The sequence below is a fragment of the Verrucomicrobiaceae bacterium genome (genome assembly GCA_016713035.1).
Lineage (GTDB): Bacteria > Verrucomicrobiota > Verrucomicrobiia > Verrucomicrobiales > Verrucomicrobiaceae > Prosthecobacter.
The window spans coordinates 1-20,810 of record JADJPW010000013.1; the positions used below are offsets into that span (position 1 = coordinate 1).

Sequence of the window (20,810 nt, forward strand, 5' to 3'; positions counted from 1 at the left end):
GCCCTTTCTCGTCTTCTGGAGATCACACGCTCCCGCGCCCTCGCCTGCCGCCACTGCCGCGCAGAGGCACAGGCACACCGCCACCCAGATGAGCTGGATGGTGACGGAGCCGCCTCATCCAGCAGCTCGCGGCGGGCTGAGGGCTCCCATGCTCATCCTCACGGGTGGTGATCCGCTCATGCGCCGCGACTGCCCTCGATCTGGTGCGTGAGGCCAGCGCTGCGGGCCTGCATGTCGGACTCCAGCCCATCCGCCACGGGGCGGCTGCTGAATGCGGATTTTAACCAAATCAAGCTGCCGGCGTCGAGCGCATCTCTCTGAGCCTCGATGGAGCCACACGCGGCACGCAGCTGATGCCTTCCGCGGCATCCCAGGCACTTTCACACGCACCATCGCAGCGGTGCATGTGCGCATGCAGCCGGTCGAGCGTGCAGATCAATACCCACGCTCACCCGTGGCAATCTACATGGAGAGCGAGGCCTTTAAGCAGCTCATAGTTCCGAGCTGAAGCCGGCCAAGTGGGCGTGTGTTTGCTGGTGCCGACCGGTCGTGCGGGTGCCGCTCGATCTACCAGACGCAGCCGACATCGAGCGCGTTTTCCAGGACATGGCCTCACTCGTCGGTAAGGCACCGCTTTGCCATCAAAACGACCGAGGGGCACCACTTCGCCGTGTAGTCATCCAGAAAATGGAGTTGCCACCACCGGCCAAGCAGCTTCCGGCATGCGCTCACCGCTCGGTATCCGTGATGGACGCGGCGTCATGTTCATCTCCCACACTGGAGTCGTATCCGGGCGGCTTTCTGCCCTTTGACTGCGGCAATGTGCGCAGTGAGCACCCAGCGGACATTTACCGCAGGCACCCGCTCTTTGTCTCACTGCGGGATAATGACGCCCCTCGGCGGCAATGCGGTCGCTGTGAGTTTCCGCAGTGTTGCGGCGGCCTCTCGGGCCGTGCCTATGGCATCACGGGTGATCCTTTCGCAGAAGACCCCGCCTGCCTCTAACAGCCCGGCAGCGGGAACTAGCGCGATCCCTTTCCTCCGCTCCAAACACACCCCACCATTCCACCCAACTCGCATCATGATCAATATCACCAAATCTGATACCGGCACAGCCCAGCCAGCCGACGCCCTCCGCTACGGCACCGGCAAGCACCCTGGCCACCCCGGGGCCATACCGCCAGCACGCGGCGGCCCATCACCGTCTGGAACATCACCCGCACCTGCAATCTGCGCTGCGTGCACTGCTATCCGACTCCAACGCGCAAAACTATCCCGGCGAGCTCACCTGGCCGGAAATGGAGGCCGTCATCGACGATCTCTCCGCCTATCCAAGTGCCTTCCCCTGCTCCTCAGTGGCGGGGAGCCGCTCATCCACCCGCACTTTTTCGACGTCGTGCAAAAGCCAGCGCTGGCGGCCTGGGAACTGACCATCTCCACCAACGGCACCTCATCACCCCAGAAAAAGCCGCGTTGCTGAAGGCGCCAAACGTCGCCTACGTCGGCATCTCGCTCGATGGCATCGGTGCGGTGCATGACGAGTTCCGCCCGCAAGGAAGGTGCCTTCGATGGTGCCGTGCGCGCGGCTTCCGCAACTGCCATGAAGTCGGCCAGAAAACCGGCCTACGCCTCACCCTCACCCGCCGCAACGTGCAGAACATCGAGCAAATCCTCGACTTCATCGAGCAGGAGCAAATCCAGCGCGTGTGCTTCTACCACCTCGTGCCCGCTGGGCGTGGCACCTCCCTACAAGTGCTCACACCGGAGGAGTCACGCTACGCCCTAGACACGCTCATCGCCCGCACGGAGGCCTGGCACGCCCAGGGCGTGAACCGTGAGCTCCTCACCGTGGCCGGCCCCGCAGATGGCGCCTACCTGCTCCTGCGCATGGAGCGGGAAAACCACCCGAATCTGGAAGAAGCCCGCCGCCTGCTCTCCTGGAATGGTGGCGGTGCCAACAGCAGCGGCCGCGGCATCGCAAACATCGACACCCAGGGCAACGTACACCCCGACCAGTTCTGGCAAGACATCACCCTGGGCAATGTGAAGCGCATGCCCTTCTCCGACCAGGGAGGAGCAGAAAAACGGCACCCCCGCGCCCAACCCCCCCCCCCCAGCCGCGGCCGCCCCCGCCCGCCCCCCCCCCGGCGGGGGCCGGGGGCCCGGGGCGGCCTCGGCCGGCGCCGCCGCTGGTTTGCTGGCTGGCGGGGGCGGCTTCCGCCCCCGCCCCCCAGCGGAGCACGGGCCTCTGGGGCAGTGCAGTGCCCCGGCTGCTACCTCACCGCTGCCGGCGCCCACGGAGCAAGGGGGTGGAGCGAACCGCCGCGCTCACTTCGCCGGACCATTTTTTAAAGCATACAGCAGCCCGTCATCCGCACCGATAAGGACATAGTCCCCAGCGACGGCCGGGCAGCTCTTGACAGGTGCGCCCACCTCGAAGTGCCACAGCTCGGCACCTTTCTCCAAATCCAGCGCATACACATACCCGTCATCACTGCCGAAAAGCAGGGACTTCCCGCCGCAGACCACCGCACTGCTGTCGATCTGGTCACGCGCACGGAACTCCCACCTCTGCTTCCCCGTCATGCGATCCAGCGCATGCATGCGCTTGTCCCGGCCACCGACAAAAACCGTCTTCTCCCAGATCGCAGGCGCAGCGTAGTACTCAAACTCACGCTCCCCATACTCCCACACCTGCATGCCATCCGCGATGCTGTAAGCGCCCACGCGGTTCCCATAATGGCTCACGTAGATCACCCCATCGGCGATCGCCACATTGTTCCCGATGTAGGCCCCCACCTCGATCTGCTTCTCCTCCTTGCCCGTCTTCACATCATGCACATGCAGCACGCTGTCACAGCCACCGAAGACCACCTTCCCATCCCCGATCGCCGCACCGCCATTGATGTAGTAGCCCGTCTCCGCCGCCCACTCCTTCTTCCCCGTCGCAGCATCCAGGCAATACACATTGTAGTCATAACTGCCGATGATGATCTTCAGCGCCTTCGTCTCAGGATGCATCCACACATTCGCAGCCGCATGCACCTCCGCATCCGTCTCATACTTCCACGCCTCCTTACCCGTCGCCGCATGCCAGGCATACACGAAACCATCCTGGCAGCCCGCCACCACCAGATCCCCCGCAAAAGCCGCCGCACCATCAAAGGCCCCCTTCCCCTCCGCCTTCCACAGCTCCTTCCCCGTCAAAAGATCCACGCAGTAAAAAAAACCCGCCTTACAGCCCACATACACCTTCCCCGCACGCACCACTGGACTGGCCACCAGCATCTCATTTTGGCCCTTCAGCCGCTCCATCGCCTTGAACTGCCACGCAGCCTCCAGCGGGAAACGCAGCTCCACAGGCGAAACACCCGTCATCGCCGCATTCCCGCGTGAATGCGGCCAATCACCCACCTTTTTGAGCAAAAGCATGGCTAGAGAGAACAAGAGCGAAAAAGAAGCGAATCATGTGAGAACGAAAAACGGCCCCAGAAGGCAGGGATTTCATCCGACCAGCCAAAGCACACCTCAGCGTAGCAGACAGCGGGATTCTTGGCCACCCCAGCACTTTTTTTGAGCGACAGGAGCTTTCCCGGCTTCTATCCCCGCCCTTCGCTCCCGTATTCATGTCCCAATCTCCCAAGCACATCCACCTCATCGGCATCTGCGGCACCGCCATGGGCTCCACCGCCGTCGCATTAAAGGCCCTCGGCCACCACATCACCGGCAGCGATGACAAAGTCTATCCTCCCATGAGCGACGTGCTCGCCAATGCAGGCATCCCCGTCCTCGCAGGCTTCAAACCCGAAAACCTCCCCCTCAACGCCGACGTCTATGTCGTCGGCAACGCCATCTCACGTGGCAACCCCGAGCTCGAAACCCTGCTCGAAAAAAAGCTGCCCTACGTCTCCATGGCCGAGATGCTCAAGCAGCAAGTCATCCAGGGCAAACGCAGCTTTGTCGTCACCGGTACACACGGCAAAACCACCACCACCACCATGCTCGCCTGGCTCTTTGAGCACGCAGGCAAAAACCCCGGCTTCATGATCGGCGGCGTGCCAGAAAACTTCGAGTCCGGTGCCCGCTTCACCCACTCCGACATCTTCGTCATCGAAGGCGACGAATACGACACCGCCTACTTCGACAAGCGCAGCAAATTCCTCCACTACCTGCCCGAGTGCGCCATCGTCAACAACATCGAATTCGATCACGCCGACATCTTCGACAACCTCGACGCCATCCTCCTCTCCTTTCAGCGCTTCCTCAACACCGTCCCCCGCAACGGCCTCGTCCTCATCAACGGCGACGACCCCAACTGCCTCACCCTACGGGCGAAATGCCCCGCCCCACTCAAAACCCTCGGACTCGGCCCCACCTGCGACTACCGCATCAGCATCACCCGCACCACCCCAGAAAGCACCGCCTTCACACTCAACGGCGACGCCTTTGAAGTCCCCATGGTCGGAGAATTCAACGCCCGCAACGCCGCCATGTGCATCTGCGCCGCCAGATTCGGCGGTTTAACCGATGCAGAAATCCGCGCCGGCCTCAGCAGCTTCCGTGGCATCCGCCGCCGCCAACAAGAACGCGGCGAAAAAAACGGCATCACCATCATCGACGACTTCGGCCACCACCCCACCGCCATCCGCGAGACCCTACGCGGCCTCCGCCAGCGCTACACCGGCCGCCGCCTCTGGGCCCTCTTCGAGCCACGCTCCAATACCAGCCGCCGCAACGTCCTCCAAAACGAACTCATCGACGCCCTCGCCGAGGCCGATGCCAGCATCATCGCCGCAGTCGCCAACCCCGAAAAAGTCTCCGCAGATCAGCGCCTCGACACCGCCAAAGTCGCCTCCAGCGTCACCGCACGCGGCAAACCCTGCTGGTTTGAGCCCAGCACCCAAACCATCGTCACAAGGCTCCAGAGCGAAGCACGCAGCGGCGACGTCATCATCGTCTTCAGCAACGGCGGCTTCGATGGCATCCACGACAAGCTCCTCCTCGCCCTTTGATGAAGACCGACCTCGCAAACCGGCGGCTCTACGGCATCCTCGACCTCGGTTACGTCCCAGAAACAGACATCGAGCGCATCACCGCCGCCCTTTGCACTGGCGGCATCGACCTCCTCCAACTGCGAGCCAAAAAAGCCTCCCCCCAGCAAGTCGAGCACCTCGCACGCCGCATGCAGACCGTGCTACGCGACTTCGACGTGCCCCTCATCATCAATGACCACCTCGCCGTCGCCGCCCAAATCGGCAGCGAAGGCGTCCATGTCGGCCAAGACGACGACGCCATCGCCCGTGCCCGGCAAATCACCGGCGCAACCTGCATCATCGGCAAATCCACCCACAGCCTCGCCCAAGCCATCGCCGCGCAAGCTGAAGGGGCCGACTACATCGGCTTCGGCCCCCTTTACGCCACCGGAACCAAGCCCGACTACACCCCCATCGGCCTCGCAGACATCGCCGAAGCCCACCGTCAGGTAAACCTGCCCATCTACTGCATCGGCGGCGTCAACGCCGCCAGACTCGACGAAATCCTCACCGCCGGAGCCCAGCGCATCGTCGTCGTCTCCGCCTTCCTCACCGCCCCCGATATCGCCGCAGAAGTGCAGCAACTCAAAACCCTCCTCACCCGCCCCCGATGAGCCCACAGCACCAGAACCCGAGCTAACCATCATCCAACAGCTCAATAAATAGTCTGACACTTTATATGTTGCCACTTGCCTTTTCCGCTGATCGCCGCCAAGGGTGCCCGCCGAACTCGGTTTAGCTCACAGCTCACCATGCGCCAGTCACGCCTCAAAGCCCCCAAGCACCATCCGATCGCCTACTACCATTGCGTCTCGCGGGTGGTAGATCGGAGCTTTCGGCTGCATGAGGAGGAGCGGGAGATGTTTGTTCGACTCATGCGGATGTATGAAAGGCTCTGTCAGGTCCGGGTGGTGACGTATTGCGTGCTCTCAAACCATTTCCATGTGCTCGTGGAGGTGCCCCGCAGGCCGGATGTGTTGCCGGGGCAGGAGGAGGTGCTCAGGATCGTGCAGTCGGCGTTTGGGAAGTCGATGGCGTGGCAGGTGCGGGCCGAATTGGAGCACTTTCGCAAGATCGGGGCCCACACGGAGGCAGATGCGATCCTGGATGGATGGCGCAACCGGATGTGGGACATTTCGATGTTTATGAAGTCGTTGAAGCAACGCTTTACGCTGTGGTTCAATAAGAAACATCAACGCAAGGGTACCCTTTGGGAGGAGCGCTACCGTAGCACTCTGGTGGAGGGTGGTGGTGCGGTGTTGGCGATGACAGCGGCGTATGTGGATTTGAATCCTGTCCGAGCAAAACTGGCGAGTGATCCAAAGGATTACCGTTGGTGTGGTTATGCTGAGGCTGTCGCCGGGGGGCGCCTAGCTCGGAGCGGTGTTGAGTTGGTGGCAAAGGCTCAATTGGAAGGGAGAAAAGCCGATGGGGGCCTTTTGGAGCATTATCGCTGTTTGCTTTTTACTTGGGGGACGACTTCAAAGGTGAATGCGAAAGGTGCCAAGAAGGGCAAAATCTGTGAGAAGGATTATCACCGAGTTCTCCAACAGGGCGGTCGCTTGTCGGTAGCAGAGGCACTGAGATGCCGCGTGAGGTATTTCACCGATGGGGCGGTGATCGGGTCGAGGAGTTTCGTGGATTCGATTTTTAAGACCCAAAGACGACGATTCGGGCCGAAGCGGCGCGATGGGGCACGCGTGATGCGTGGCTTTGAGCAGGGTGATGAGCGCGAACTATGCTCTTTGCGAGATTTGAAGGTGGATGTGTTCGGCCCACGGAATGTGTAGGCGATGCTTGCGTAGGAGCGCGGCAAGTTGGCAGCCTCTGGGGCGTTTTCACAGCCTATGCGTGTGTTTTCTGCTTTGTTCTGCTTTCTGGTTTTGGGGGTTTCAGCCGTCGCTGCGGAGAAGCGGCCCAATTTGCTCTTCATTCTCGTGGATGATCAGTCGCCACTCGATCTGAGGCTGTACAATCCTCAATCGACTCTCCAGACGCCGAATCTGGATCGCTTGGCGGCGCAGGGGATGGTCTTCGATGGGGCTTATCACATGGGAGCCTCCATGGGGGCGGTCTGCACGCCTTCCCGCCACATGATCATGAGCGGGCGTACAGTTTGGCACTTGCCGGTTTCTCCATGGGCAGCAAAAACGAGCCCCGCAGCGCTAGAACAGCAGACGATTCCGGCGGTCTTTAATCGAGCGGGTTACTCGACGATGCGGACGTGCAAGATGGGCAACAGCTACGAGGCGGCAAATAAGCTCTTCACCGTGCGGAAGGATGCATCAAAGCGCGGCGGCGATGATCAAAGTGGCAGCGCGTGGCATGCTGAGCAGGTGCTGGGCTACTTGCGTGAGCGTGAGGAGAAGAAGTCCCGTGATCCTTTTCTCATCTACTTCGGATTCTCGCATCCGCACGATACGCGGGATGGCAAGCCGGAGCTGCTCGCGAAGTACGGTGCGACAAACCACACGGATGTGGCGCATCCGCCCTCCGCTCATTCATTACAGCCGCCACTGCCTGCGAATTATCTGACGAAGCACCCATTTGATAACACAGACATCGCGGTGCGTGATGAGGTGGCCGTGAGTGGCGTGTGGAAAAACCGTGACGAATCCAGCATCCGCAATGAGATCGGCCGTCAGTATGCGTGCAGCGAAAATATCGACATCCAGATCGGTCGTGTAATGGAGAAGCTGGATAAAATGGGTGCGCTAGAGAACACCTACATCATCTACACCGCTGATCACGGTATCGCGATCGGCCGACACGGGCTGATGGGCAAACAAAACCTCTACCAGCATACGTGGCGGGTGCCCTTCATCGTGAAAGGCCCTGGCATCGCTCCCGGCAGCCGTGTGGAGGGAAATATTTACCTGCTGGATGTGCTGGCGACGCTGTGTGATCTCACTGGCGTAGCGCCACCACCGACGAGTGAGGGCCTGAGTTTTCGACCCGTGCTCGAGGGCAAGTCCAAAACCATGCGTGACGTGCTCTACGGTGCCTATGCGGGTGGAGCAAAGCCGGGCATGCGCTGTGTGAAGCAGGGCGAGTGGAAGCTCATCGAGTATGAGTCTGCGGACGGCACAGCGAGGCATGTACAGCTCTTTAATCTGGCGGAAAACCCGCAAGAGCTGCTCCCTGAGCATGGCGTGCCAAATCTCGCTACGGAGCCAAAACACGCGGCGAAGCTCCAGGAAATGAAAGGGCTGCTTTTGAGCGAAATGCGTCGTTTGGACGATCCGTGGCGTTTTTCAGACCAACCGAGTGATGATCTGCCCACTCCGCCCACACCCAAGAAGAGGGCGAAGAAGCAGAATCGGTAAGCTAGCGACGATCATGCTGCGTCGGGTGGAAGAAGCGTAAGTTTGCCGTCGTTGGCTGGGCTGCTTCTTATGATGAGACTTCTCTCTGTTTTGTTTTCACTCGTTGTGCTGAGTTCGTCGCTGCATGCGGGGACGAGGCCAAACATCGTTTTTATCCTCGCTGATGACTTGGGGTATTCTGACCTCGGCTGCTACGGCAGTGAGATCACGACACCGAATCTGGATGCACTTGCAGGTGGGGGGCTACGCTTCACGCAGTTTTATAATACGGCACGCTGCTGGCCTACGCGTAGTGCGCTGATGAGCGGGTATTACGCACAGCAGATCCACCGGGATGCCCTGCCAGGTATGGGCGGTGGTGGACAAGGTGTGCGCCAGCAGTGGGCACGCTTGCTACCAGACTACATCAAGCCTGCGGGCTATCGCTGCTATCACAGTGGGAAGTGGCATATCGACGGACCCGTGCTGGCAGGAGGATTCGACCGCTCGCTGGATATGAAGAACCAGGGGAATTTCTTCACCGCAAAGGGGAACTCGATCGACGATGTGCCTGTGACACCCGCGGCAGATGAAAAGGGCTATTATGCGACCATCGCCACGGCAGACCACGCCATCGACTGCTTAAAGGATCATGCCGCGAAGCACGCAGGGAAGCCCTTTTTCACTACATTCCGTTCATCGCGCCGCATTTCCCGCTGCATGCGCTGCCGCAGGACATCGCGAAGTATCGTGACAAATACCTCGCAGGCTGGGAAGCGATGCGTGAGGCGCGTTTTGCCCGGCAGAAGGCGGCGGGCATCACCCGCACGACACTGTCTGCCCTGGAGCGTGAAGTGGGGCCGCCGTATGACTTTCCTGATGCATTCAAAGTGCTGGGAACTGGCGAGATCAATCGCCCGCTGCCCTGGAGTGAGCTGACGGACGAACAGCGGCGCTTTCAGGCGACGAAAATGGCCATCCATGCCGCGATGGTGGACCGCATGGACCAGGAGATCGGGCGCATCCTCGCTCAAATCAAAGAAATGGGTGCATGGGAGGACACGCTCATCCTTTTTGCCTCGGACAATGGTGCCAGCGCAGAGATCATGGTGCGCAATGGTGGTCATGATCCGCAGGCTGCACCGGGTAGCGCGGCGTCGTATCTGTGTCTCGGGCCGGGCTTCTCCAGTGCGTGCAATACACCACACCGCCGCCACAAGACATGGGTGCATGAGGGCGGCATCAGCACGCCTCTCATCGTCCACTGGCCTGCGGGAATCACCGCGAAAAATGAGCTGCGTCATACACCAGCGCATGTGATCGACTTCGTTCCCACGGTGCTCGATATTCTCGACATCGAAAAGCCCACGGTCTGGAATGGCGAGCCCGTGCCACCAGCGCCTGGGAAGAGCCTTCTGCCAGCCTTTGGGAAGGATGAAATCATCTCCCGCGATAGCCTCTGGTGGCTGCATGAGGACAACCGGGCCATCCGCGTGGGTGATTGGAAGCTCGTAGCCGCAGCGGGCCAGCCGTGGGAGCTTTATGACCTGAAAACCGACCGTGCGGAGCAGAATAATCTCGCCGCGAAGATGCCAGAGAAAGCGAAAGAGCTCGCAGATGCCTGGCAGCGCCAAACGGATGAATATACCACGCTGGTGAAGAAGACGCTCCAGGAGCAACCGAAGGGCAAAGGGAAGGCTAAGAAGGGCAAAGGTGCCAAGAAGTAAACCTGCCCCGCTGAAGTAGAGCATGCTGCTAGCGGTAGGATGCAAAAGACGATCCCCTGAAACAAAAGCGGCCCGGAAGTTTCCTTCCGGGCCGCGTGGGGGTTTTTTGGGTTTTTGATTCGCAGCGTGTGGTTGGTCACGCGGCGATCAAAAGATGGGGATGATTACATCATGCCGCCATGGTCATGGTTGTGACCAGCGTCAGCTTTCTATTCCTTCGGAATGTCTGCGATGAGGCACTCGGTGGTGAGGAGGAGGCCGGAGATGGAGGCCGCGTGCTGGAGAGCGCTGCGGGTCACCTTGGCAGGATCGACGACGCCAGCCTTGATGAGGTCTTCATACTTGGCGGTGGCGACGTTGTAGCCGTGGTTTCCTTTGCCCTTCTTCACTTCAGCGACAATGAGAGCGCCTTCGACGCCCGCGTTGGCGGCGAGCTGACGGAGGGGGGCTTCGATGGCACGAGCGACGATCTCAGCGCCGGTTTTTTCGTCACCGGTGAGCTTGAGGTCGCCGAGGGCACCTTGGGCACGGATAAGTGCCACGCCACCTCCCGGGACAATGCCCTCTTCTACAGCAGCGCGTGTAGCGTGCAGGGCGTCTTCGACGCGGGCCTTTTTCTCTTTCATTTCAGTTTCCGTAGCTGCTCCGACGTTGATGACGGCGACGCCGCCAGCCAGTTTCGCGAGGCGCTCTTGGAGCTTCTCACGGTCGTAATCGCTGGTGGTTTCAGCGATCTGGTTCTTGATCTGCTGCACGCGGCCCTGGATGGCATCGCTGGAGCCTTCACCTTCGACGATGACGGTGTTTTCCTTGCCGATGGTGATGCGCTTGGCACGGCCGAGGTCGGTGAGCTCGATGTTTTCGAGCTTGATACCGAGGTCTTCGGTGATGCAGCGGCCGCCGGTGAGGATGGCGATGTCTTCGAGCATGGCTTTGCGGCGATCACCGAAGCCAGGGGCCTTGACGGCCACGATGTTGAGGGTGCCGCGCAGCTTGTTCACCACGAGGGTGGCAAGGGCTTCACCTTCGACGTCTTCAGCGATGATGAGGAGGGGCTTGCCGGAGCGAGCGACCTTCTCAAGCAGAGGCAGCATGTCCTTGAGGGAGCTGACCTTCTTCTCGTTGATGAGGATGTAGGCGTTTTCGAGGTTGCACTCCATCGTCTCAGGGTTGGTGACGAAGTAAGGGGAGAGGTAACCTTTGTCGAACTGCATACCTTCGACGACTTCGAGGGTCGTTTCGATGGATTTGGCTTCTTCGACGGTGATGGTGCCTTCCTTACCTACTTTGTCCATGGCTTCGGCGATGATGTTGCCGATGCCGGCGTCCCAGTTGGCGGAGACGGTGGCGACCTGGGCGACTTCTTTGCTGTCCTTCACGGGGGTGGCGATTTTCTTCAGTTCGGCGACGAGGGCCTCTGTGGCCTTCATGATGCCGCGCTGGAGCGAGATCGGATTGGCACCAGCGGTCACGTTGCGGAGGCCTTCGGCGTAGATGGCCTCAGCGAGCACGGTGGCGGTGGTGGTGCCGTCACCGGCGATGTCGGAGGTCTTGGAGGAGACTTCCTTGATGAGCTGGGCGCCCATGTTTTCATAGGGGCATGGAAGTTCGATTTCCTTGGCCACGGTGACACCGTCTTTGGTGATCGTGGGGGAGCCGAATTTCTTTTCCAGGATGACGTTGCGGCCAGCAGGGCCGAGCGTTGCTTTCACGGCCTTGGCGAGCTTCGTGACGCCACGAAGGAGGGCCTGACGGGCGGTTTCGTCGAATTGCAGTTGTTTAGCCATATATCAGTTAATGAGTAATGAGTTAAGTTGGAGTGGGTGAGGATTAGCCAAGGATACCGAGGATGTCGGTCTCGTTGATGATGAGGAGGTCGTCGCCAGCGACTTTGACTTCGGTGCCGCCGTATTTGGAGATGAGGACTTTGTCGCCTTTCTTCACGGTGAAGAGCGTGGAGACGTCTTTGCCTTCGTCGTCTTTGCCAGTGCCGAGAGCGAGGACTTCAGCCTCCTGGGGTTTTTCTTTGGCGGTGTCAGGCAGGAAGATGCCTCCGGCGGTTTTTTCTTCGCTGGAGGAGCGCTTCACGAGGACGCGGCGGCCGAGCGGGGTGATGGTGTTTGCCATAGGTGCTGGTTGTGTTTGTTTTGGGTTGGTTGTGTTTGTTTGTCTGACCGACTCCCGGCCCTGCCACAAGGTTGTGAACGGGGGCGGTGGTCGGTCGGAAGTGTTATTTGGGAGGAAGGGGTGTTTCTTTGATGGAGACGCCGTTACTGGCACGCTCGACTCCGCCGAAGGAGAGCTCGGGGGTCGCCTCGCCGATTTCTTCCGATAGGAAGCGTACGATTTGCCTGGGATCTTCGGAGAGCACGGCCTGGAGCATGCGGGACTTCCGTGCGGCATCGTAGCCTTTCACGTTGAGATCGAGACCCACGCTGCCAGCCTCGGCGGAGAGGCCTTTCATCTGCGCGGCGAGTTGCACGCTGGTATTGATCTGGTTTTGCAGTGCTTTGTCCTGCGCCAACTTCTGGAGACAGATTTTGAGGCTTTCATGCACCTCGGGCACATTGAGCAACTCTTCGGCATTTTTGCTCGCATGGCGGTTTAGCACGCCTTCAGCCTTCTGGAGCAGTGAATCGGCTTTTTCAGCCTCAGGAGAGGTTTGCGGAGTCGAAAGAGCCTCGTTGATCGCCGCGTCGATTTTGGCCTCCGAGACCACGGGAGCCGGTTTAACGGCTTCGATGGCTATGGGAGCCTCATTTTTGCCGCAGGAGCTGAAGGTAAAAGCAACCAGCGCGAGGCAAGCGGCGAGATGAATGTTGGAGCCGAAAGATCCAGCAGGAATCTCACGCAAAGGCGCAGCAGTCGCCGTGGGACGCTCGACAGCGGTGTCGCCGATGCCGGATGGCTCCGGCATCTCTGCCACCGCACTCCACGACGCTCCGCGAGCTGCGGAGGCCGTGGGGTGATGCGGTTGTTGTTGGCGACTCGTCATGGCGTTGGCGCTTGGGGAGCTAACTTACTTGTCCTTGTCCACGACTTCGAAATCCGCATCGACGACCTTGCCTTTGTCCTGCGTCTTGGTCTCCGCAGCGGCGACATCGGGGCCTGCACCGCCCATGCCGCTCATGTCGGGCATGCCACCGGCACCGGGGGCTCCGGCTCCTGCGGCGGCAGCGGCTTGGTAGGCGGCGGCGAAGAGTTTTTCGATCTCTTCGGTCTTGGCCTTCATCGCGTCGGTGTCGTTGGCTTCGATGGAACTCTTCAGGGAGGCGAGTTTCTCGGTGATGGGCGTGAGCTGCTCGGCGGGGACCTTGCCTTCCCACTCCTTCATGGTCTTCTCGATCTCGTAGCTGAGGCTGTCGGCCTTGTTCTTGACCTCGACGCCTTCTTTGCGTTTGCGGTCTTCTTCGGCGTGCTCCTCGGCGTCGCGCTTGGCCTTCTCGATCTCCTCATTGCTGAGGCCGGAGCTGCCCTGGATGGAGATTTTCTGCTCCTTGCCGGTGGTCTTTTCCTTCGCGGAGACGTGGAGGATGCCGTTGGCGTCGATGTCAAAGGTGACCTCGATCTGCGGCTGGCCACGGGGCATCGGCGGGATGCCGTCGAGCTTGAAGGTGCCGAGCGTTTTGTTGTCGCGAGACATCGGACGCTCGCCTTGGAGGACGACGATCTCGACGCCAGGCTGCTGATCGGCGTAGGTGGAGAAAATCTGGCTGTGCTTCTTCGGGATGGTCGTGTTGCGGGCAATCATCGGCGTGGCGACACCGCCAGCGGTCTCGATGGAAAGCGTGAGCGGTGTCACGTCGAGCAGGAGCACGTCTTTGACATCGCCTTTGAGCACACCGCTCTGGATGGCGGCACCGATGGCGACGACTTCATCCGGGTTCACGCCCTGATGCGGATCTTTGCCAGCGAGCTTGCGGGCGGTCTCGACGACCTTCGGCATGCGGGTCATGCCGCCGACGAGAACGAGTTCGTCGATCTTGGAGGCGTCCAGTTTGGCAGCAGCGAGGCAATCCTTCACGGGCTTGATGGTGCGCTCGAAGAGGCTGTCGGTGAGCTGCTCCATCTTGGCCCGTGTGAGGGTCTTCATGATGTGCTTTGGCCCGGTGGCATCGGCAGTGATGAAGGGGAGGTTCAAATCGTAGCTCTGGCTGGAGCTGAGGGCGATCTTGGCCTTTTCCGCTTCTTCTTTGATGCGCTGAAGGGCATCCGGCTGGCCGCTGAGGTCGATGCCGCTGTCGGTTTTGAATTCGTTGACGATCCAAGTGATGAGGGTGTTGTCCCAGTCATCGCCGCCGAGGTGCGTGTCGCCATCCGTGGCGAGCACTTCGAAGACGCCGTCGCCGATTTCGAGCACGCTGATGTCGAAGGTGCCGCCGCCGAGGTCATACACGGCGACTTTTTCGTCCGACTTGCTGTCGAGGCCGTAAGCGAGGGCCGCAGCGGTCGGTTCATTGATGATGCGGCGCACATTGAGGCCAGCGATCTCGCCAGCAGCCTTGGTGGCATTGCGCTGGCTGTCATTGAAGTAAGCGGGGACTGTGATGACGGCCTCGGTGATGGTTTCGCCGAGCTTGGCCTCTGCATCGGCCTTCAGCTTCGCGAGGATCATGGCGCTAACTTCCTGCGGGGAGTAGGTTTTGGTCTCGCCGCCGACTTCGACCTGCACATGGGCATCGCCATTGCTGGCGGGGACGATCTTGTAAGGCATGCGCTTGTCGGCCTCGGTCAGCTCGGTGAATTTGCGACCCATGAGGCGCTTCACGGAGAAGACGGTGTTGCGGGGGTTCGTCACGGCCTGGCGCTTCGCGGCCTGGCCGACGACGCGCTCGCCGCTTTTGGTGAAAGCGACGATGGAGGGCGTGGTGCGTGCGCCTTCGCTGTTTTCGAGCACCGTGGCCTTGCCGCCTTCGAGGACGGCCATGCAGGAATTCGTGGTGCCGAGGTCAATGCCGAGGATTTTGCTCATGATGGTAGGTTTTGGGGGGGAAGGGGTGAAACTGGTGGTTTGGGTGCTCTTTCCTTGGCTAAAAGCGTGCCAAGTGCCCCTGGCGGCGCTGGAGGCCTTGATTTCACGAGCTTCCAGCGTTTTGAGGGTGGTAAATGCCGAAGTGCCAAAGGCCCAAAAAGTGGCCCAAAGTGCCAACGAATGGCACAATTGAGCTGGCACATGGCACTTTGGGGGACCGTCGAGTGCCAGGACCTCGGGTGCCTCCCTTCTGCGCCAGGGAGTCATTGCGCTGAAAAGGCCGCACAATCCGTTTGCCGCTCATCTTTGCGGGGGTAACTCTCGCGGCCCGTTCTCCCCCTCCACTCGTCCTTTTCCCCATGGTCGCCCCTGCTGACTCTACCCTCGCCGCCTACGACTCGAAGATCGAGGGCAACATCGTTTTCACCAAGCTCGACGCTGCCATCAACTGGATGCGCAAGAACTCCATGTGGCCGATGCCGATGGGCCTGGCCTGCTGCGCCATCGAAATGATGGCCGCTGCGTGCAGTCGCTACGATCTCAGCCGCTTCGGGGCAGAGGTGATGCGCTTTTCCCCACGGCAGGCGGATGTGATGATCGTCGCTGGCACGGTGACGTATAAAATGGCCCTCGCCGTGAAGCGTGTGTGGGACCAAATGCCCGCGCCGAAGTGGTGCATCGCCATGGGTGCCTGCGCCAGCAGCGGCGGCATGTACCGCAGCTACGCCGTGCTCCAGGGCATCGATCAGCTCATCCCGGTGGATGTTTACATCAGCGGCTGCCCTCCACGCCCAGAGGCTCTGCTAGAGGGCCTCATGCGTCTCCAGCACAAGATCGAAACGGAGCACTCCTTTGTCGAACAGAAGCAGGAACTCATCGCTGAACTCACCGCTTAATTTTCCCCCACTACGACCATGAATGCCGCCCAGATGGCCGATGCCCTGAAGCAAAAATTCGGCTCCGCCGTGCTCGAAACGAAGGAATTCCGTGGCGAGCACACGCTCATCGTCACGCTCGCCGGTGCCAAGCCGCTGCTGAAGTACTGCCGGGATGAGCTGGCCTTCGATTACCTGGTGGACGTCTCCAGCCTCGATTACATGGGCAAAGAGCCACGCTTTGAGATGGTGTATGAGCTGTATGGCTACGGTCACCACCAGCACCTCCGCGTGCGAGCCGCCGTGGCGGAGAATGAAGAAGTCCCCACCGTCAGCGACATCTGGCCCACCGCCGACTGGCACGAGCGCGAGGTGTACGACATGATGGGCATCCGCTTCAGCGGCCACCCCGACCTGCGCCGCATCCTCATGTGGGAGGGCTACCCCTTCTTCCCGCTGCGCAAAGATTTCCCACTGGAGGGCAAGCCCAGCGACATGCCCGACGTGGGCTTCACCAAGACCGCGCCCATGGCCGATGGCCCCTTTGTCACCAGCGCAGGCTGTGGCGATACCGTGACCCGCGAGCCACGCTCCCGCAGGCCGGTGGAGTGATTCGAAACCTCAATACTCGATTGTTCTCTCAATCGTCGATCCAACTCGCGTCGAGAGTCCTGGGTGTCAGCGATTGAAGATGGATGAACAAAGGATTGTTGATTTTCGATCTGCCAAACCGCTGCAAAGTCCCCTCTACGCCACTCGTTCATCTTTACTCTACACCACATCATGACACGCACCCACCTCACCACCGTCCTCGGCCTCGCTCTGGCGACTGCCGCATCTGCTGAAACTGCCGACTGGTCCGCCTTCCGCGGCCCAGCGGGCAATGGCGTCGTCCCAGCCGTCGCCGGGGCAAAATGGAGCCTCAAAGAAGTTTGGAAGACGCCCACGAACTTGGGCTTCAGCTCCTTCGCTGTCGCAGGTGGCAAGGCCTACACCCTCGTCACCGGTGAGGCAGATGGAAATACCGGCGAAGCACTCTCCTGCCTCGATGCAGCCAATGGCAAAGTCCTCTGGACCAAACCCCTCAGCGTCATCGCTAAGTATGACGGCGGTGGCGACGCAGGCACACCGGATAACAAAGGCGGCGACGGCTCCCGCAGCACGCCCGTCATCGACGGCGGCAAGGTGTACGTCATTGATAGCATGCTCGGCGTGTTTTGCTTTGACGCTGCCACGGGTGACAAAGTCTGGAGCCATGATGTGATGAAGGGAAAACGCCGGCGTGCAGATCAAATGGCACAACGCCGCCTCCCCGCTCATCGACGGCAATGTCCTGCTCCTCGCAGGCGGTGGTGCAGGCGAGGCGCTGATCGGTCTCGACAAAAACACCGGCAAAGTCCTCTGGAAAGGTGAGGACGATAAGATGACCCACGCCACCCCCATTCTGGCAGACATCCACGGCATCCATCAGGCCATCTTCTTCACCCAGACCGGCCTCGTGGGCGTGAACCCGCAGAAGGGCGATGTCATCTGGCGTGCTGAGTTCCCCTACAAAGTGAGCACCGCAGCCTCACCCGTCGTCTTTGAAGACATCGTGTATTGCAGCGCCGGTTACGGCGTCGGCGCAGGTGCCTTCAAGCTCGCCAAAAAAGGCAGCAAGCTCGAAGCCACGCAGATCTGGCGTCGTGAAAACGAGTGCTTCAATCACTGGAGCACCCCCGTGGTGAAAGACGGCTATCTCTACGGCATGTTCAGCTTCAAAGAATACGGCAAAGGCCCCCTCGCCTGCGTGGACATCCGCACCGGTGAAGACAAGTGGAAGGAAGCCGGCTTCGGCCCCGGACAGGTCATCCTCGCTGGTGACCAGATCATCGCCACCAGCGACAAAGGCGAAATCGTCGTCGCACAGGCCCAACCTAGCCAATACAAGGAAACAGCCCGCAAAGACGTGCTCGATGGCAAAGTCTGGAGCTACCCCATCCTCGCCGGTGGCAAAATCTTTGCCCGCAGTACCACCGAAGGCGTCTGCCTCGATCTGAACTGATTCAGACCTCAAAGTGTCTTGATCCAAACCAAGCCCGGAGATCACCTCTCCGGGCTTTTTCTTGCCCAGTTACGGCTTTTTCTTCTTCTTTGGCTGCTTGCCTTTCCCGGACTGCTGAAAGGCCTCATCCAGCTCCACAGGCCGCGCCTCGCGGAAGGTCGCGAGCGCCGCCTTTAGCTTCGCAGGAGCATCCGCAGCAGGTAGGGGAGACTTCTCCTCGGGATCAGTCCGCAGGTCGAAAAAGCTGCCATCGCGGTAAAGCTTATGCGTTTCATCAAACACACACTCGCTCACACGCATGTCTTTGGACTGCCGGGGAGAGTACCACATATACAGCCACTCACGCGGCGTGCCGAACTCACCGCGCAGTTGCGGCAGAAAGCTCACCCCATCCACATTCGCAGGCACGTCGATGCCCGCCGCAGCGCAGATCGTGGGTAGGAAATCTGTGCTGCTGATCAGATCGCGGCTCACGCGGCCATCGCGGATTACCGCCGGCCAGCTCGCGATCATCGGCACATGCGTGCCACGGTGCGTCGTCTTGCCCTTGCCCCCCTGAAACTCCGCACCGCGAAAACGGCTGCTCATCTTGCTGCTGGTGCCATTATCACCCACGAAGAGCACCAGCGTATTCTCCCGCAGCGACAGCGACTCCAGTTTCGCCAGCAGCTTGCCGATGAGCTTATCCATGTAGGTCACCATCACGGCGAAGTGCTTTTCATCACGCAGCCGCGACTCACTGCTCATCGTGCGATCATACTCCGCACTATCAGGCGTGGGCTGGAAAGGGTCATGCGTCAGCATCATCGGATAATACAGGAAGAATGGTGCCGCCTGATGCCGTGTGACGAAGTCCATTGCCCAGTCATTGACCACATCCGGGCCATACTCGCCCTGCGTGTAGTTTTTCTCCACGCCATTGAACTCCAGACCCGCGTTCGCATAGCGCGGAGGCCGCCGCGTGTGCTGCCACAGGCAAGACTCCGCGAAGCCGAAATGCTGCGGCGCATCCAGCTCCTGCCCGAGCTGCCATTTCCCGCAGATCCCTGTCTTGAAGCCCGCTTTTTGGAAAAGCTGCCCGAAAGTCGTCTCCGTGCGCAACAGCGTGCCAAAATTGAGATAGTTCCGCACATTGTAGCGCCCCGTCATGAGCTGCACCCGCGTAGGCGTGCAAAGCGGCTGCACATGGCAATTCTCAAAGCGCACGCCCCCTGCCGCCAACTGATCGAGCACGGGCGTCTGATATGACTCACCGCCATTCGCCCGCACACACTCATAGCCAAAATCATCCGCCATGATCAGAATCACATTCGGACGAGGAGCCGCCGCACAGAGCGAAGAGCAGAGGACGGAGAGAGAAAAGAGCAGCGTACGCATAGCGACGGCGGAAACGACCTCGTCACACAACTTCCTACATTCGCCCCTAGCCATCGGCGGCCCGCAAAAGACGTGATTGGCCCTGCCATGCCCATCTGCTAGAGTGCCGTGATTCATCCTCTCTCCGTATGAAACCACTCCTCGCCCTCCTCTGCATGCTCTTTGCCACACCTGCATGGGCAGATCTGTCCACCCATGTCTTCTTCAAGCACTTCATCGGCACCTGGAAGGCTGCCGGTGAGCTGAAGGGCGAAAACGGCAACATCGTCACCATCACCGAAGAATGGACAGGCAAGGCCGATGGCGACACAGGCTTCCTCATCGAGGGCACTCGCGTGCTCAATGGCAACAAAGAGCCCTTCAAGTGGACCATCACGCATCAAGCCGGTGCCGGGAACTTCGAAGCAGTCCTCACCGGCGTGGACGCTGCACAGACGATCCGTTTTGAGGGCAATGTCTCCGAGGTGGACCTCACGCTGGAGCTCAAATCCATCACCGGCAATGGCAGCAGCAGCATCACCGTGCTGGATCGCTTTCAAGGCGAAGCCAAAGACACCATCGAAAGCAAAGTGACCTTCACCGGCGACGCCGGCCAGACCACCCTAGAAGGCACCATCAAACACGAAAAACAAAAAGCACCGTGACTAGCTACTGGCAGCTCGTGAAGCGCATCTGGCATGCACCGGGGAATCGCGGCAAGCGACTCTGGGTGCTACTGCGCAGCATCCTGTGGCTAGTGAACAAAAAAACGCTGCGCAGACCATGGACCCTGCGTGTCTATGACCAGCTAAAATTACGCTGCTATCCAGACAGCATCATCGCACTGCATGTCGTGCAGCGCGGCGAGTATCACGACTGGGACACCGCGAAGTTCATCACCAGCTACCTCCGTGAAGGAGACACCTTCGTCGATGTAGGGGCAAATATCGGCCTCTACACCCTCCCAGCGGCAAAAAAGGCCCGCGTACTCGCCGTGGAGCCCAGCGCAAAGAACCGCAGTCGGCTGGAGGAGAATCTGCGCCTCAATGGCCTCCACCTCCTCCCCAGCGTGCAGATCGAGGCCTCCGCACTCGGCGAAAAAGCCGGTGAAATGGCCTTCTGCGATGCCGATGCCCTCGCCCATGTCGAATTGGCCGGAAACGGCCCCAAAGTGCCCGTGAAGCCACTGGATGCGATTTTGCCGCCAGGAGAAATTTCACTGCTGAAGGTCGATGTGGAGGGTTTTGAGCTCGCCGTCTTCCAAGGAGCCAAAAACGCGATGCAGGCCGCCAGACTGCCCGTGATCCTCTTTGAGATGAATCACTCCTACGAGCGCTATGGCGTCACAGAGGCAGAGATTTTCGGCTTTTTGCGTGCACACGGCTATCAGATCGCCCGCTACGAGCACGATGCCCGCCACCTCGTCACCCACGAGCTGGAGGGCGATGTCGTCGCCTTCACCGAGCGCGGTGCCGCCCTCATCCGCGAGCGCTTGCCT

The 20,810-nt window shown here is 60.2% G+C and carries 17 protein-coding genes and 1 pseudogene; 12 read left to right on the forward strand and 6 right to left on the reverse strand.

The genetic code is table 11. The annotated features are described in order from the left end of the window. Positions 1–549 precede the first annotated feature (549 nt). Both IPK32_24410 and IPK32_24415 read left to right on the forward strand, forming a co-directional pair. Complete coding sequence (locus IPK32_24410; protein ID MBK8095026.1) at positions 550–1,005, forward strand: hypothetical protein; 456 nt, start codon at positions 550–552, stop codon at positions 1,003–1,005. Positions 1,006–1,335: 330 nt separating this feature from the next. Beyond that, on the forward strand, positions 1,336–2,352 hold the full coding sequence (locus IPK32_24415; GenBank protein ID MBK8095027.1) for a hypothetical protein: 1,017 nt from the start codon (positions 1,336–1,338) through the stop codon (positions 2,350–2,352). Here IPK32_24415 and IPK32_24420 read toward each other — a convergent pair. Then, the gene (locus IPK32_24420) at positions 2,329–3,432 is read right to left on the reverse strand and encodes a PQQ-binding-like beta-propeller repeat protein (protein ID MBK8095028.1); all 1,104 of its coding nucleotides are present in this window, start codon (positions 3,430–3,432) and stop codon (positions 2,329–2,331) included. The genes IPK32_24415 and IPK32_24420 overlap by 24 nt on opposite strands. 194 nt (positions 3,433–3,626) lie before the next feature. Between IPK32_24420 and mpl the strand changes: the two genes are divergently transcribed. The 5 genes and pseudogenes from mpl (at position 3,627) to IPK32_24445 (ending at position 10,065) form a co-directional block, all read left to right on the forward strand. Next, positions 3,627–5,012 (forward strand): UDP-N-acetylmuramate:L-alanyl-gamma-D-glutamyl-meso-diaminopimelate ligase, encoded by a 1,386-nt coding sequence (gene mpl, locus IPK32_24425; GenBank protein MBK8095029.1) that lies wholly within the window; start codon positions 3,627–3,629, stop codon positions 5,010–5,012. Further along, a complete protein-coding gene (thiE, locus tag IPK32_24430) occupies positions 5,012–5,647 on the forward strand; it encodes a thiamine phosphate synthase (GenBank protein MBK8095030.1) in 636 nt (211 codons plus the stop codon). Before mpl ends, thiE begins: the two co-directional genes overlap by 1 nt. 75 nt (positions 5,648–5,722) lie before the next feature. Beyond that, positions 5,723–6,823, forward strand: a complete 1,101-nt coding sequence (locus IPK32_24435) for a transposase (protein ID MBK8095031.1) — start codon at positions 5,723–5,725, stop codon at positions 6,821–6,823. Between the two features lie 57 nt (positions 6,824–6,880). After that, positions 6,881–8,359: a sulfatase-like hydrolase/transferase gene (locus IPK32_24440; protein ID MBK8095032.1), complete on the forward strand. Its 1,479-nt coding sequence runs from the start codon at positions 6,881–6,883 to the stop codon at positions 8,357–8,359. A 72-nt stretch (positions 8,360–8,431) separates the two neighbouring features. Beyond that, a pseudogene (locus IPK32_24445) lies at positions 8,432–10,065 on the forward strand (arylsulfatase). Between the two features lie 209 nt (positions 10,066–10,274). Here IPK32_24445 and groL read toward each other — a convergent pair. The 4 genes from groL to dnaK all read right to left on the reverse strand — a co-directional run bounded on the left by groL (position 10,275) and on the right by dnaK (position 15,037). Continuing rightward, positions 10,275–11,852, reverse strand: a complete 1,578-nt coding sequence (groL, locus tag IPK32_24450) for a chaperonin GroEL (protein MBK8095033.1) — start codon at positions 11,850–11,852, stop codon at positions 10,275–10,277. A 43-nt stretch (positions 11,853–11,895) separates the two neighbouring features. Then, positions 11,896–12,192 carry a co-chaperone GroES gene (locus IPK32_24455; GenBank protein MBK8095034.1) on the reverse strand — a complete coding sequence of 99 codons (297 nt, stop codon included), beginning with the start codon at positions 12,190–12,192 and terminating at the stop codon, positions 11,896–11,898. 103 nt (positions 12,193–12,295) lie between these two features. Further along, complete coding sequence (locus IPK32_24460; protein MBK8095035.1) at positions 12,296–13,060, reverse strand: hypothetical protein; 765 nt, start codon at positions 13,058–13,060, stop codon at positions 12,296–12,298. 24 nt (positions 13,061–13,084) lie between these two features. Beyond that, positions 13,085–15,037, reverse strand: a complete 1,953-nt coding sequence (gene dnaK / locus IPK32_24465; GenBank protein ID MBK8095036.1) for a molecular chaperone DnaK — start codon at positions 15,035–15,037, stop codon at positions 13,085–13,087. Between the two features lie 359 nt (positions 15,038–15,396). Between dnaK and nuoB the strand changes: the two genes are divergently transcribed. The 3 genes from nuoB (at position 15,397) to IPK32_24480 (ending at position 17,956) form a co-directional block, all read left to right on the forward strand. After that, complete coding sequence (gene nuoB, locus IPK32_24470; protein ID MBK8095037.1) at positions 15,397–15,933, forward strand: NADH-quinone oxidoreductase subunit NuoB; 537 nt, start codon at positions 15,397–15,399, stop codon at positions 15,931–15,933. 18 nt (positions 15,934–15,951) lie between these two features. Then, positions 15,952–16,524: an NADH-quinone oxidoreductase subunit C gene (locus IPK32_24475; GenBank protein ID MBK8095038.1), complete on the forward strand. Its 573-nt coding sequence runs from the start codon at positions 15,952–15,954 to the stop codon at positions 16,522–16,524. 670 nt (positions 16,525–17,194) lie between these two features. Next, positions 17,195–17,956: a PQQ-binding-like beta-propeller repeat protein gene (locus IPK32_24480; protein MBK8095039.1), complete on the forward strand. Its 762-nt coding sequence runs from the start codon at positions 17,195–17,197 to the stop codon at positions 17,954–17,956. A 69-nt stretch (positions 17,957–18,025) separates the two neighbouring features. Here the strand turns inward: IPK32_24480 and IPK32_24485 are convergent, their stop codons facing one another. After that, positions 18,026–19,333 (reverse strand): sulfatase-like hydrolase/transferase, encoded by a 1,308-nt coding sequence (locus IPK32_24485; protein MBK8095040.1) that lies wholly within the window; start codon positions 19,331–19,333, stop codon positions 18,026–18,028. A 128-nt stretch (positions 19,334–19,461) separates the two neighbouring features. Between IPK32_24485 and IPK32_24490 the strand changes: the two genes are divergently transcribed. Beyond that, a complete protein-coding gene (locus IPK32_24490; GenBank protein ID MBK8095041.1) occupies positions 19,462–19,977 on the forward strand; it encodes a hypothetical protein in 516 nt (171 codons plus the stop codon). Beyond that, positions 19,974–20,810, forward strand: an 837-nt coding sequence (locus tag IPK32_24495; GenBank protein ID MBK8095042.1) for an FkbM family methyltransferase, incomplete at its 3' end; no start/stop codon positions are given. The genes IPK32_24490 and IPK32_24495, both read left to right, overlap by 4 nt.